General features: G+C 55.6%; 14 protein-coding genes. 7 read left to right on the forward strand and 7 right to left on the reverse strand.

Annotation, left to right across the window (positions count from 1 at the left end; all coding sequences use genetic code 11):
* The first annotated feature begins 128 nt into the window (after positions 1–128).
* The 6 genes from M2418_RS05900 (at position 129) to rplI (ending at position 4,550) form a co-directional block, all read left to right on the forward strand.
* The gene (locus M2418_RS05900) at positions 129–1,172 is read left to right on the forward strand and encodes an aldo/keto reductase (protein ID WP_259145440.1); all 1,044 of its coding nucleotides are present in this window, start codon (positions 129–131) and stop codon (positions 1,170–1,172) included.
* A 64-nt stretch (positions 1,173–1,236) separates the two neighbouring features.
* Positions 1,237–1,752: a ClbS/DfsB family four-helix bundle protein gene (locus M2418_RS05905; protein ID WP_259145441.1), complete on the forward strand. Its 516-nt coding sequence runs from the start codon at positions 1,237–1,239 to the stop codon at positions 1,750–1,752.
* 342 nt (positions 1,753–2,094) lie between these two features.
* Positions 2,095–2,526 (forward strand): 30S ribosomal protein S6, encoded by a 432-nt coding sequence (gene rpsF, locus M2418_RS05910; protein ID WP_192487432.1) that lies wholly within the window; start codon positions 2,095–2,097, stop codon positions 2,524–2,526.
* 18 nt (positions 2,527–2,544) lie between these two features.
* A complete protein-coding gene (gene rpsR / locus M2418_RS05915) occupies positions 2,545–2,793 on the forward strand; it encodes a 30S ribosomal protein S18 (RefSeq protein ID WP_192487431.1) in 249 nt (82 codons plus the stop codon).
* Between the two features lie 186 nt (positions 2,794–2,979).
* Positions 2,980–3,954 (forward strand): DUF2232 domain-containing protein, encoded by a 975-nt coding sequence (locus M2418_RS05920; protein ID WP_259145442.1) that lies wholly within the window; start codon positions 2,980–2,982, stop codon positions 3,952–3,954.
* 20 nt (positions 3,955–3,974) lie between these two features.
* Positions 3,975–4,550: a 50S ribosomal protein L9 gene (gene rplI / locus M2418_RS05925; protein WP_192487429.1), complete on the forward strand. Its 576-nt coding sequence runs from the start codon at positions 3,975–3,977 to the stop codon at positions 4,548–4,550.
* 172 nt (positions 4,551–4,722) lie between these two features.
* Here rplI and M2418_RS05930 read toward each other — a convergent pair whose 3' ends face one another.
* From M2418_RS05930 to M2418_RS05940, 3 genes are read right to left on the reverse strand one after another with little or no spacing between them, the layout of a single operon-like run.
* A complete protein-coding gene (locus M2418_RS05930) occupies positions 4,723–5,790 on the reverse strand; it encodes an HlyD family secretion protein (protein WP_259145443.1) in 1,068 nt (355 codons plus the stop codon).
* Between the two features lie 30 nt (positions 5,791–5,820).
* Positions 5,821–7,515 carry an MFS transporter gene (locus M2418_RS05935; protein ID WP_259145444.1) on the reverse strand — a complete coding sequence of 565 codons (1,695 nt, stop codon included), beginning with the start codon at positions 7,513–7,515 and terminating at the stop codon, positions 5,821–5,823.
* On the reverse strand, positions 7,512–7,967 hold the full coding sequence (locus M2418_RS05940; protein WP_192487426.1) for a MarR family winged helix-turn-helix transcriptional regulator: 456 nt from the start codon (positions 7,965–7,967) through the stop codon (positions 7,512–7,514). The genes M2418_RS05935 and M2418_RS05940 overlap by 4 nt, the downstream gene beginning before the upstream one ends.
* Before the next feature lie 417 nt (positions 7,968–8,384).
* Here M2418_RS05940 and M2418_RS05945 point away from each other — a divergent pair, with 417 nt between their 5' ends.
* A complete protein-coding gene (locus M2418_RS05945; protein ID WP_192487425.1) occupies positions 8,385–9,881 on the forward strand; it encodes a replicative DNA helicase in 1,497 nt (498 codons plus the stop codon).
* A 94-nt stretch (positions 9,882–9,975) separates the two neighbouring features.
* Here M2418_RS05945 and M2418_RS05950 read toward each other — a convergent pair whose 3' ends face one another.
* The 4 genes from M2418_RS05950 to M2418_RS05965 all read right to left on the reverse strand — a co-directional run bounded on the left by M2418_RS05950 (position 9,976) and on the right by M2418_RS05965 (position 13,698).
* The gene (locus M2418_RS05950; RefSeq protein ID WP_259145445.1) at positions 9,976–11,640 is read right to left on the reverse strand and encodes an ABC transporter ATP-binding protein; all 1,665 of its coding nucleotides are present in this window, start codon (positions 11,638–11,640) and stop codon (positions 9,976–9,978) included.
* 96 nt (positions 11,641–11,736) lie between these two features.
* The gene (locus M2418_RS05955) at positions 11,737–12,039 is read right to left on the reverse strand and encodes an AzlD family protein (protein WP_192487423.1); all 303 of its coding nucleotides are present in this window, start codon (positions 12,037–12,039) and stop codon (positions 11,737–11,739) included.
* Positions 12,036–12,764: an AzlC family ABC transporter permease gene (locus M2418_RS05960; protein ID WP_259145448.1), complete on the reverse strand. Its 729-nt coding sequence runs from the start codon at positions 12,762–12,764 to the stop codon at positions 12,036–12,038. The genes M2418_RS05955 and M2418_RS05960 overlap by 4 nt, the downstream gene beginning before the upstream one ends.
* Positions 12,765–12,876: 112 nt before the next feature.
* On the reverse strand, positions 12,877–13,698 hold the full coding sequence (locus M2418_RS05965) for an AraC family transcriptional regulator (protein ID WP_259145898.1): 822 nt from the start codon (positions 13,696–13,698) through the stop codon (positions 12,877–12,879).
* Positions 13,699–13,788 lie beyond the last annotated feature (90 nt).

Here is a 13,788-nt window from a genome sequence, read left to right on the forward strand (position 1 = left end):
CGGATTCACAAGTCCTTGCGGTTTTATACCCGGTTACCAGAACCAATATTTTTGACTTGCGCCAGCGCAATTCCTTCCTAAATTCCAAGGCCCCTCCCTTTTCTTTCATCACGTCAGGAATTTCATTCATGAAATACAACACCCTCGGGCGCACGGGCATTTCAGTGTCGGAAATCTGCCTTGGCACCATGACATGGGGCACGCAGAATACGGAAGCGCAAGCGCACGAACAGATGGATTATGCCGTGGAAAACGGTGTGAACTTCTTCGACACCGCCGAATTGTACCCAACGACACCGGTTTCAGCCGAAACGCAGGGCCTTACCGAAGACTATATCGGCACATGGTTCCAGAAAACCGGTAAACGCAAGGATGTCGTTCTGGCCACCAAAGTTGCCGGTTCCGGCCGCCCTTATATCCGTAACGGTCGCGATATCGATGCTGATGGCATTCGCGAGGCCGTCGACACCAGCCTGAAGCGCCTGCGCACAGACTATATCGACCTTTATCAGGTCCATTGGCCAAACCGCGGCACCTATCACTTCCGCGGCGCGTGGGGTTTTGATGCTTCGGGACAGGACACGGTCCGCACACTTGCCGAGATCGATGAAAAGCTCGAGACGCTGGGTGAACTGGTGAAGGCCGGAAAAATCCGTGCTATCGGCCTGTCCAATGAAAGCGCCTGGGGCACGCAGAAGTATATCGATCTGGCAGAGGCCAAGGGCCTGCCGCGCGTCGCCAGCATCCAGAACGAATATAACCTACTGTATCGTTCATTCGATCTCGACCTGGCTGAAGTTGCACACCATGAGAATGTCGGCCTTTTGGCCTATTCGCCACTGGCTGGCGGCATTTTGACCGGCAAATACCAGAACGGCGCACGGCCAGCCGGTTCGCGCGGCACCATCAACACCGACATCGGTGGCCGTCTTCAGCCTCTTCAGGAAGCACCTGTCAAAGCCTATCTCGATCTCGCTACCCAGCACGGACTGGATGCAGCACAGCTTTCGATCGCATTTACACTGACACGTCCGTTCATGGCGTCTTGCATTATTGGCGCGACGACGATGGAACAGTTGAAAATCGATATCGCTGCCAAGGATGTCACACTTTCCGACGACGTGCTGAAGGGCATTGCGGCAATACACCGCCTGTACCCGATGCCGATCTGATCCCATAAAAGCGCGGTAGCTCACCCGAGTTACCGCGCTTTTTAATTCGCCGAAGGCATCAGGCATGGCAGTACCGCAGACCAAGGTAGAGCTTTTAAATGCCATGGAGAGCGGTTTTGTAAAACTGCTGACCGAGCTTGCTTCTCTACCTGAGACCTTGGCGACCACGACCGATATGGAAGGCCACGCCAAGGGCACGACCATGAGCGTGAAAGATCTGGTGGCCTATCTGACCGGCTGGGGTGAGCTGGTTCTCAAATGGAACAGGTTACGTACTGCCGGTGAAGAACCCGATTTTCCGGAAACCGGATATAAATGGAATGAACTCGGCAAACTCGCAGCCAAGTTCTACCGTGACTATGATTCTCTATCCTATGTGCAATTGCTGCTGCGCTTTGAAACCACACATCAAGAGTTGATGTCTCTCGTTCACTCGCTGGATGATGGCGCCTTGTATGGCCGCCCATGGTACGGCAAATGGAGCCTGGGTCGCATGATCCAGTTCAATACGGCGTCACCCTACGCCAACGCCCGTAGTCGCCTGCGCAAATGGAAAAAGCAGACGTCACCACGTTCGTAAAAGAAGACTTCAAGCATGGAAAGTTGAAGACCTCACGTTGAACCCACCGTCTTAAAGACACTTCCGCACCGCCTTTTTGCTGCGAAGTCTTGCAATACGGCCAGAAATGCGTATAAGCGCGCTGTTCGCAACATCCGGTCTTACTGGCTGGTGGCTGAACGGAGGGCTGGTTTCGTTTTCGAAACAGCAGGAACCATAAGGTTTTTCCGGCCTCCCGTGTCTCCGCTCTCGACCGTCTCGAACAACACTTTTCTTGCAACGGGTTTTTCCCCGATCAAGACCAGTCGTTGAGGCTTAGCGCCGTAACCGGGTGAGAACAAAACGCAAGAAAGGCAAGCTATTATGGCTCTTTATGAACACATCTTCCTTGCTCGGCAGGACATTTCCGCCCAGCAGGTTGACGCACTCGTAGAACAGTACAAGGGCGTTATCGAATCGTTCGGCGGCAAGATTGGCCGAGTCGAGAACTGGGGCCTCAAGTCCCTGACATACCGCATCAAGAAGAACCGCAAGGCTCATTACGCCCTGATGGACATCGATGCACCAGCAGCAGCTATCCACGAAGTAGAGCGTCAGATGCGCATCAACGAAGACGTTCTTCGTTACATGACCATCGCTGTTGAAGCTCACGAGGAAGGCCCGTCTGCTATGATGCAGAAGCGCGACCGTGACGACCGTCCACGTCGTGATGGCGACCGTCCAGAGCGTTCTGATCGTGGCCCGCGTGAAGGCGGCTTCGAACGCGCTCCCCGTCCGCGCACAGACCGTGCATAAGCGTTAAGGAGAAAAACAATGGCTGACGCATCATCTTCTCAGGCACGCCGCCCGTTCCACCGCCGTCGCAAGACGTGCCCATTCTCCGGCGCTAACGCTCCGAAGATCGACTACAAGGACATCCGTCTTCTGCAGCGCTACATTTCCGAGCGCGGCAAGATCGTTCCTTCCCGTATCACAGCCGTTTCCCAGAAGAAGCAGCGCGAACTCGCTCAGGCGATCAAGCGTGCACGCTTCCTCGGCCTGCTGCCATACGTTGTAGCGTAATGAATTAAGGCGAGGCTGCACCCTGTGCGGCCTCGCTTTTCTACAGAGCAACTGACTTTTAAACAGTCGGTCGCAGCTTCGAATTCCTTCCGCGTTGGGCGCGGATCGATACCAGACATAAAACCCATGTTGGGGACGACGTTTTTAAAGACGGTCCTCTAACTGCTATAGAAGCAGGACAGCGACGTGATAAAGTTGAACCAGACAGTGCTGATTTCCGGTATTCTTGCCGGTATTGCCGCCGTGTTTCTGACACTGGGCGCAAGCAGACAGCCGTCTTTAGCATTCCTGCTTTACGCCGCCTCCGCCATGCCTGTTTTCATTGCCGGTCTCGGCTGGGGCAATCGCGCCGCCATTATCGCCGTTATTACCGCTTGCGTTGTCGGGTCACTGATGGCTCCGATGTTAGCTGTGCTGAGTTTGGCAATCTTCACGCTGGTACCTGCTGCCTGGATTTCGCACCACGCTAATCTGGCGCGTCCGGCATCGGAAATCGGCGGTCCTGAAGACCTGCTTGCCTGGTACCCACTGTCCGGCATCATCCTGCATCTGTGCATCGCCATCAGTATTGCCGTTATCATTCTCGGCGCGATCATCGGTTACGGTCCGGAACTGGTGTCGCAGATGGTTGACCTGATGATGTCGTCGGTCACGGCGCAGGAACCATCCTTCTCCCCTGACCAGTTGGCGCTTGCCCAGACGAAGTCTCTGATGGTGCTGATGCTGCCAATCATGCAGGGTGCTCTCTGGGTTATCCTGCTGTTTGCAGCCTATTATTTTGCCAGCCGCCTGGTTGGTTCTTTCGGCAAGGGCCTTCGCCCACGTGAGGACATTCCGGCAGCGCTTCGCATGCATCGCAACGCGGTATTCGTGTTCCTTGCCGGTATTGTCGCAACCTTCCTTGGCGGTGTCATTGCCATGTGTGGTGCTGTTATCGCAGGAACATTCGGCGCAGGTTTCCTGATGTCGGGTTATGCGTCGCTGCATTACCGGACACGCGGCAAGGACTGGCGTCTGCCGGTTCTACTGCTTGCTTATCTATCGGCGGTATTCATGTTGCCGCTGCTCATCATTCTCGTTATCGGCATGAGCGACGTGCGCAGCACGATTTCTCTCACGCCGATGCGGAAAACAGACACAACGAACGAAACCAACAATTAAAACAAGAAAGGATCAAGAAGATGGAAGTCATTCTTCTCGAACGCATCAACAAGCTCGGCCAGATGGGCGAAATCGTCAAGGTTCGCGACGGTTACGCACGTAACTTCCTGCTGCCACAGGGCAAGGCTCTGCGCGCCAACGCTGCCAACAAGACCCGTTTCGACTCTGAGCGTGCAACGCTCGAAGCTCGTAACCTCGAGCGCAAGTCTGAAGCCGACAAGGTTGCAGCAGCACTCGAAGGCAAGTCCTTCATCGTCGTTCGCTCCGCAGGCGAAACCGGCCAGCTGTACGGTTCTGTTGCTGCTCGCGACGTTGCTGAAATCCTGTCTGCAGAAGGCTTCACCGTTGGCCGTAACCAGGTTGAGCTGAACACACCGATCAAGACCATCGGCATTCACAACGTTCTCCTGCACCTGCATTCCGAAGTTGAAATCTCGGTTGAACTGAACGTTGCTCGTTCTGCTGAAGAAGCTGAACGTCAGGCAAAGGGCGAAAGCCTCACCTCTGCTGACGCTATCTACGGCGTTGACGAAGATGCTCTGCGTCCAGAAGACTTCTTCGATCCAGAGGCCGAAGGCGACTTCGACAACGAATAAGAATTTCAGCCCCAGGGCTGAAAAAGAAACCCCGGATGGCAACATCCGGGGTTTTGTCGTTCTTGGGTACCTGCGGTAACCGATCGTTACTCGGGCACAGAGAGTATGCGATCGTTTGCGTGATGATCGCAGCAGCCACTCCCCGGCGGGGAGCGGCAAGACCTTCCTCCACTTAGTTGGAGACGCTGTGAACGGCTTCCGGAGCCTTGCTCTTGTCCACTCGCACCACGACAGACATGCCCGGTGACAGCTCAGAAGTCATATCCTGGCCGGGATCAATCGCCACACGCACACCGATGCGTTGGGCAATCTTCACGAAGTTACCCGTCGCATTATCAGGCTTGATAACAGAGAATTCCGAACCGGCAGCGGGCGAGAAACGCTCGACATGCCCACGAATTTCCCTGCGCTGCATGGCATCAACGGAAATCGAAACCGGTTGCCCCACCTGCATGCCGGCAAGCTGGGTTTCCTTGAAGTTGGCGATGACCCAGACGTCGGTTGGCACCACCGCCATCAACTGTGTGCCTGCCGTGACATACTGGCCAAGCCGTGCGCCAACTTCACCGACTTTGCCGTCACGCGGCGCGCGAATGACAGTGTTGCCGAGATCGATCTCTGCCAGCTGGACACTGGCTTCGGCGCTTGCAACAGCCGCTTCAAGCGATCCCCTGTTGACGATGATGGTCTGCAGATCCTGATTGGAAACCTCGAGTGCTGCCTTGGCCTGCAACAACGCCGCCTTGGCCTTTTCAAGCGTGGCATGCGCCTCTTCCTGCGTGCTGGATGTGCCAACACCGCTCTTGGTCAGATTGTCCTGCCGGTCGGAAGCCAGCTGTGCCTGCTTGAGCGCGGCCTGCGCACTTTCAATCGACGCTTCGCTGGAAGAGATATTGGCGCGAGCGGCATTTTCCTTCTGGTCGGAATTGGCAAGGGATGCCTTCTGGCCGTCCAGTGTCGCCTTTGCCTGCGCCAGTTTCTGCACGTAGCTGCGGTCATCGACGCGGGCCAGAATGTCGCCCTGCTTGACGTCCTGATAGTCCTTCACGGGCACATCAACGATGTAACCGCTGACCTGCGGGCTGAGCAGCGTGACATAACCACGGACATAGGCATTGTCAGTCATTTCCACGGAGCTGGAAAAAGGTGGCAGGCGCCATGCATAAAGCACCATGCCGAGACCAGCCAGACCAGCCATGAGGACGATAAGGGAAACCGGGGTGAATATTTTCTTGAGCATTTTCTGACTCGTTCGTTATGAATTCTGGCGTTATGAGTTCTGGGGTGCCGCGGCGGGTTCAGCAGGCATCAGCGTGGGCTTGATCCTGTTCCACGCCAGGTGGATGAGAAGCATGACCAGCGCGGCGGCGGTCACCATGGAAATGAGCAGGAAGGTATCGGCATAGGCCAGCACATAGGCCTCGCGCGTTACCTGCTGTGCCAGCATCGATACGCCTTCGGCGTTGAGCAGTGTCTTGTCGGTAATGACTTTGCCGTATGACGAGGCAAGCTGCGATATTCTCAGCGCAACATTCGGATCAGTCAGGACGATATGTTCCGACAGAATATTTGAATGGAATTTCTCACGGATCGTCACGAAGCTGCCGAGTGCCGCCGTCATCATCAAAGAGCCACTGATCTGCGTGAACAGGAAGATGGCGATGAAGTTGACGAGATAGGGCAAGCCCTTGGCCATGGCGCTGGCAAATCCCTTGGCCATGACAGGCGGCAAGAACATCGCAGCACCTCCCGCAATCATCGCCTGGCTGAAATACATCTGTTCCGGCCGGGTCAGGTTGGTCGCCTGGCTATCCAGAAAAGCACCAATCGCAATCAGGCTGAGCGCAATGACGTGGGCTGTATCAACATATTTCGTTACCATCAGAAAGGCACAGAACGCGCCACCAAGGATCGTTGCCAGCAGAATGATGCCATAGAGGGTCACCGTCTGGTCATTCATGATGCCCAGCTGCTGGTAGAAGCTGACGGCCGTGGTCGACTGTTCTGAGGTCACGGCACGAAAGATGATCAGAACAGCGGCAATATGCAGGTTCTGGCGCGAGAATATCCAGCGCAAGTCAATCATTGGATTCTTGCGGTGCAATTCGATGAAGGCCATGCAGGTCAGGCAGACGACGGCAGCCGCAAGCAACAGACCTAGCCAGCTTGCTTCCAGCCACCAGTAAAACCGGCCAAGCGAGAAGAAGAAGGCCAGACAGCCAAGGCCTGTAGCCAGAAAGAGATAGCTCAACACGTCGACACGCTCGAGAATCTTGGCGCGCGGTGGTGCTGTTAGAGGCAGGAGGTAGATGGCTGGCAGCGCAATCAGCGCCACGCCGAGTTCCATCGTATAAAGCGATCGCCAGCCATCGATCTCCATCAGTGAGGGAGAGATGATGCGGGCAATAGGGGCAGACAACAGCGTGCCAGTGAGCGCCGTGCAGAGACCGAAAGACAATTTTCGGTGCGCCGGATAGGCTTCAAGAATATAGAGAAAGCCGAGCGAAGATAGCGGTGCTGCCGCCATGCCGCTCACGAAACGAACAACAATTGCCGAGTGCAGGTCTGTGACAAACAGGTTGAGACAGGACGCCACGACGAACAGAATAATGCTCAGTTCGGCAAAGGGACGCAGACCATATTGTGCCCTAATCTTGAACAGCGCGATCGACAGGCTGGCATAGGGCGCCATATAGGCAGCAGACAGCCAGACGACTTCGGCAACCGTAGCTGAAAACTCGCCCTGCAGCTGATACATGTTGGCCGTGACGATATTCATGCCCAGACCCTGCGTAACGAAAAACAGCAGGCCAGCGGCGATATAGATCAATTTTTCCGGTAGGGATTTCTCAGGTGGTTGAGCGGGTGCTGCAGGTGGTGGCTCTTCGACCACGACCTGTTGATCCGCAATTGCGGGCGATGCCTCATCCTCAGCCTGTGCAGACAATGTACCGCGCGTGCTCATCTGTCTTCCTCACCTGAAGAAAGAGCCTGAATATTGCTGATAAGACTACGCACGACTTTAAGCGTGGTGGCAATATCTTCAGAAGAAATGTCAGTGGTAATTCGCTTGCGCAGATCCGCAGCCGTTGCATTGACCGTGGCGGCAGTCGCCTCGCCTTCCGGTGTCATGTGAATGCGCTTGGCGCGCCTGTCGCCGGCTTCTTCACGGCGCTCGATGAGGTTCTGTTTTTCCATACCATCGAGAACGCGCACCAGAGTAGGCGTTTCAATTTCAAGCTCTTCGGCAAGCTGCTTCTGGGTCAATGATCCGCGGCGCGACAGAGCAAAAAGCACCCGCGTCCGCGCCAGTGTCAGCCCCTGCTCGCCTACCCGCGCATCGAAAAACGTCCTGAGCTTGCGATTGAAGGATGACATTTCATCCAGCAGTTGCTCCTTGTCGGTTTGTCGCGACACGATATGACTTCCTTATAATTAGCATACTACTTATTTATTGCCTATTTATACGTGATACTGACGATTTTCAAGATGCTTTGCTGACGTGGCAGCCATGCCATAAATTCAAGGCTGACGCGGTTTGATTCGTTTTGGGGTTTTGCACTCAACGCCGAAAGGGCTGTGGATTGATGGGGACAACATAAAATGTGATCGCCCAAATCCCCCTGAAATGCGGCTGTTTGGCAGTGTTGCAACTATGTCATTGACTGTCCCGGCCGGTACCGCCACATCGTTAAGTGAGCGTGTGTGCCAAGCTGGATGTACCAACGCGATAATTAATGCATTTGCGTCTGCTGCTTTCCGAAACCCGCACCCCGGTTTTCGGACGGCTGTGTTAGCGCACATGAGACGCAGATACAGGGAGACCATTAGACAATGAATGATGCAGCACGAAAGATCGCCCCGGTCTCCCCGGCCGAACCGCATTACCGCGAAGCGCCAAACAACATTGAAGCCGAACAGGCCCTTCTGGGTGCTATTCTCGTCAATAATGACGCCTATTATCGCGTTTCGGACTTTCTGAAGCCGGTTCATCTGTATGAACCGCTGCACCGCAAGATCTTCGAAGTCGCGGGTGACATCATCCGCATGGGCAAGACCGCCAACCCGGTCACGATCAAGACCTTTCTACCGTCTGATGACAAGGTGGGTGATCTGACCGTCGCGCAGTACCTCGCACGTCTTGCTGCCGAAGCCGTGACCATCATCAACGCGGAAGACTACGGCCGCGCGATCTATGATCTGGCGCTGCGCCGCGCGCTGATCCAGATTGGTGAGGATGTCGTCAACATTGCCTACGACGCGCCGCTCGACATGCCACCGCAGACTCAGATTGAAGACACCGAGCGCCGCCTGTTCGAGCTGGCGGAAACCGGCCGTTATGACGGTGGCTTCCAGTCATTCAATGACGCGGTATCGCTGGCCATCGACATGGCGGGCCAGGCGTTTGAACGTGACGGCAACCTGTCGGGCATTTCCACTGGCATCCACTCGCTGGATGGCCGTATGGGCGGTTTGCAGCGTTCTGACCTTATCGTGCTTGCGGGTCGTCCGGGTATGGGCAAGACCTCGCTTGCCACCAACATTGCCTACAATATCGCCGCTGCCTACGAGCAGGAAATCCAGCCGGATGGCTCCTTCAAGGCCAAGAACGGCGGCGTCGTCGGTTTCTACTCACTCGAAATGTCGTCCGAACAGCTGGCAACCCGTATCATTTCCGAGCAGACAGAAGTGTCATCCTCAAAAATCCGCCGTGGTGAAATCACCGAAGCCGATTTCGAAAAGCTGGTTGCCTGCAGCCAGATGATGCAAAAGGTTCCGCTTTATATCGACCAGACCGGTGGTATCTCCATTGCCCAGCTGTCGGCACGTGCGCGTCGCCTCAAGCGCCAGCGCGGCCTTGATTGCCTGGTAGTCGACTATATTCAGCTGATGACCGGCTCCGGCAAAAGCGGTGAAAACCGCGTGCAGGAAATCACCCAGATCACCACGGGCCTGAAGGCGCTGGGCAAGGAACTGAACGTTCCGATCATCGCGCTGTCACAGCTGTCCCGTCAGGTGGAAAGCCGCGAAGACAAACGGCCGCAGCTCTCTGACCTTCGTGAATCTGGTTCGATCGAGCAGGACGCTGACGTTGTGCTGTTCGTGTTCCGTGAGGAATATTACGTCAAGAACATGGAACCGCGTGATCCGGATGATCCGAAATATGCGGAGTGGGAAGCACTGTTCGACAAGGTGAAGGGCACGGCTGACGTGATTATTGCCAAGCAGCGTCATGGACCGACCGGCACTGTTAAACTCGCCTTCCAGTCGGAATTCACCCGCTTTGCGGATTTGGCCGACCCATCCTTCAGCCAATACGAAGAACACTGATACCAAACGCCCCGCTTTTCAGCGGGGCGATTTGTTTTCAATGTCTTGAGCTGGCGCTCTCAGAAACTGATTCCGAATATCGGGGAACACGCTCTCATTCTGCTTTAACGCCTGAGGGCAAAGCGATGACCTGATCCTGTGGCCGGATACTGCTTTGGCGATGTGTGATCGCAATGATGGTCATGTCGGCATCGACCCTGCGCAACTGGTCCATGATCTCGCGTTCGGTTTCATCATCAAGGGCAGAGCTTGCCTCATCCAGCAACAGAATGACCGGCTCTGCATAAAGCGCCCGGGCAATGGCAATGCGCTGGCGCTCCCCTCCTGACAGCTTCAAGCCACGCTCACCCACCCTGGTTTCGAACTTTTGTGGCATGGCCTCGATACGCTCAAGGATCGCCGCACGCTCGGTTGAACGGCGCAGCCGCACTTCGTCATAGGGACGTCCCAGAACAATGTTGGCGGTGAGAGTATCATTGAGCAGTTGCACTTCCTGCGGAACGATACCGACCGCTGAAAACCAGTCATCTCGGTCGATCGTTCCAATATCGCGGCCATCGATACGGATATGCCCCTTTTGCGGCAGCATGGTTTTTTGCAGCAGCTTGAACAGGGTCGATTTTCCCGAACCGGTTTCGCCGGTGATAAAGGTGAGCCGTCCGGGCGAAGCACGGAACGAGACATTTTCAACACCGCGTCCATTTTCATAGCGGAAACCGACATCCTCAAATTCGATTACGCCCTGCGACAGAACCAGTCCGGCCTCCCCGCCCGCCCTTTGCTCTTCCGGTGCATTCCACATGCGGGCAAAGGGCGCAAAACGGGCAAGCGCCCTTACTGTTTCATTGATCGACTGGCCAATCAGTTCAAACGGCACATTCAGCTGCAACAACAGCATGTTGAACAGCACGATGTCACCCACGGACAGTTGCCCTTGCTCATAGCGTGGCAAAAGCAGGTAGAAGGTGATGATGAATTGCAGAGCCAACGCCAGCGAAATCATTGCCACGAACACGATACGACGCAGCGAATACAGCCGCCAATTGTCGTAGATCGAACCTGCACTTTCGGCAAAGCGTGCCTTCATCCATTCCGTACTGTCGGTGTGCCGCAAAGGTTCGATCATGCTGATGGCATTACCGACAAAGCCGGCATTCTGCTGTCCGGCATCAATGGCCTTTTCGAGATAAGGACCGGTGATACGGTTGGAGACGAGTGTCAGGCCGATAAAGATCGCACCATAGAGACATACGATCAGCAGCACATCAAAACTGATGACCGCACCCAGCATCAGCGTTGCAAACAGGAAAGCCGAAATACCAGGCAAAAACGAAATGAACATCATCTGCATGAAGATGGATGTTGCCGATGCGCCTTGCGTTTGCGCCGCCTGGATTTCGGTCGGATTGTGATCGGTAAAAAACGATGGCGGTTTGTTGATGATACGCTCGAAGAAACCGGTCGCAGCGATGTAATCCAGCCGTTCGGAATGAATGACGGCCATATATTGCGTGCAGCGCTGCACGCCCATGGCACCGGCTGTCAGCAGCGCATAAAAGGTAAAGGCCAGCATCCAGCGCACCGGCGTAGCCGGAAGATCGTCCACCAGTCGGGAAAAGACATAAGGACCGGTGACAGCCAGCATCGATCCGGCAAGGATGGTCAAGACTAGAAGGGAAATCGACAGCCGGGCATTCTTCCAGTAGTCAGCATAAATGCGAAGAAGCGGCCCGATTGCAGCGCTGTAATTATTCCGCATAAACGGCACTCCCCAGGTTGAGACAACTCAAGGTGAATAACCGCAGTAAAGGTCGCGGGCGGGTATTTCAACCCGCAGCAGCCTCAGGCGGGGTTTTCAAAAACCGATTGAACGCAGGACTGCGACCGTTGCCACGCCAGCAAAAGCTGCAGGCAAAAGTGACAGGCGAAGTGCGGCAACGGCCGTTACCAGACAGGCAATGCTTTCCGCCGTACCGGTTGACAAGGCGGTTGGCGTCACCACGGCCATCAGCACCGCTGGCGGCACCGATGACAGTGCCTTTTTCATGCGTGGGCCGGGATTGGTGTAGCGGACCAGCAGCAAACCGCCCATACGGGTGCTTACCGTTGCCACCATCATCGCAAGGATGGCAAAAAATGTTGATGTATCAAGGCTCATGCCGGTTGCTCCGCATCAGCCTTGTTCTCATCCGGCAAAGTTTCCGTCCGCCCAAAGGCTGCAACTGCCAGCCCGGCAAGCGCGCCCGTGGCAATGTACCAGGCACCGGGAATGTAGAGGTGTGTCACCCATGAGGTCAATGCACTGGCCAGCAGCACAAGTCCGGTTTCGGTGCCCTTCCAGAACCCCATCAGCAATACAATGAACACGGCGGGAAAGGCAAAGTCGAGCCCGATCACCGTCATGTCGCCCATGACCGAGCCAAGCAAGGCGCCGGCGAGTGTCGAGACATTCCAGACGGCGTAGATCGACAGCGCAGCACTGGCAAAAAAAGCCGGTGTCAGCCTAGCCTTCATCGCACGGAATTCTGACAACGCCCAGGATTCGTCCGTCAGTACCAGCATGGCGGCATATTTACGCCAGCCGTTGAACCCATCCAGCTTCGAGGCGATGGACGCACTCATCAGCACGTGGCGCAGATTGACCAACAGAGCGGCAAAACCGAGCGCCACCCAGCTTGCCGGATGGGTCCATAAATCCATTGCAACGAACTGCGAGCCGCCGGCAAAGACAAACAGCGACATCAGGCAGGCCTCGAGTGCCGACAGACCCTTTGAAACCGCGACCGCACCAAACACCACGCCAATCGGTACCATCGCCACCAAAAGCGGCGCTGCGGCCCGCAACCCCGCCAGCACGTCACCCGACTTCACTATCTTTGCCATCACCATCTCCGATATCCTGGGAGATGGCAGGTAGAGAAGGATGATGGGTGCGTCTTGAACAAAAGTGATGGGGACAGAGAACACCACGGAACCGTTGCCAGACGATTTGGTCTCAGGCAGCGCGGAACTGACCCGGTGTAATGCCGGTGCGCGCCTTGAAGTGGCGAGTGAAATGCGCCTGATCGGCAAATCCGCATTCCAGTGCTACAGAGGCGGGATTATCACCCAACCGCAGCAAACGACGCGCCTTGCGAATACGCACATCCGTCAGATAGGCGTGCGGCGTGATGTAGAATTCCTTGCGAAACGCCCGGATCAAATGCGCGCGGCTGAGCCCGGCAATGGCCGCTAGTTGTTCCAACCCGATGTCGATCTCGCAATTGTCGGTGAGATAATCCCTTACCCGGTAAACCGCTGTACGTTCGCGCGTTTCCACCGGCAGGATGATCGTGCTGCCGTGGCGACGAAATAGTTCTGCCAGTACGCTGAACATACCTTCATCGGCCTCCAGCGCACCGGACTTCTGCTCGAGTCGCTGATGGGCAATCTGGAACGCGGCAGCCATTTGCGGGTCTTTTGGCAAAAAGCGCGGGAAAGACGGCGTGCCATGAAACGCCCTGCCCGTCACGTCCTCAATCACCTCCTGCAACAACTCCATGTCGGGATAGATCATCCGGTAGCGATAACCTTCACCTCCCGGTGCACCATCATGGATCTGGCCGGGATTGATCAGGTAAAGATTGCCGGGACCAGTCTGCTCTCGGGTGCCATTGATCGTCGATATCTGCGAGCCGGATTCGATGGCGCCAATGCTGAAGGTCTCATGCGCGTGCGGGGAATATTCATGCGTCAGGAAAGTCGCGCTCAGGCACTCCATATGCTGGAACCGCCTGTCGCGCCAGAAACGCGTGGTTTCCGTCGTGGCAAGCGGCATATCGTCAAGGGCCTGTTTCTGCGAAACGCTGTGCATAGTGAAAGAATAAAGCAATCCGTCATTACCGTCTTGAACAAAAGTGATAGGCTT

The sequence above is a fragment of the Rhizobium sp. BIGb0125 genome (assembly GCF_024810055.1).
Classification (GTDB): Bacteria; Pseudomonadota; Alphaproteobacteria; order Rhizobiales; family Rhizobiaceae; genus Agrobacterium.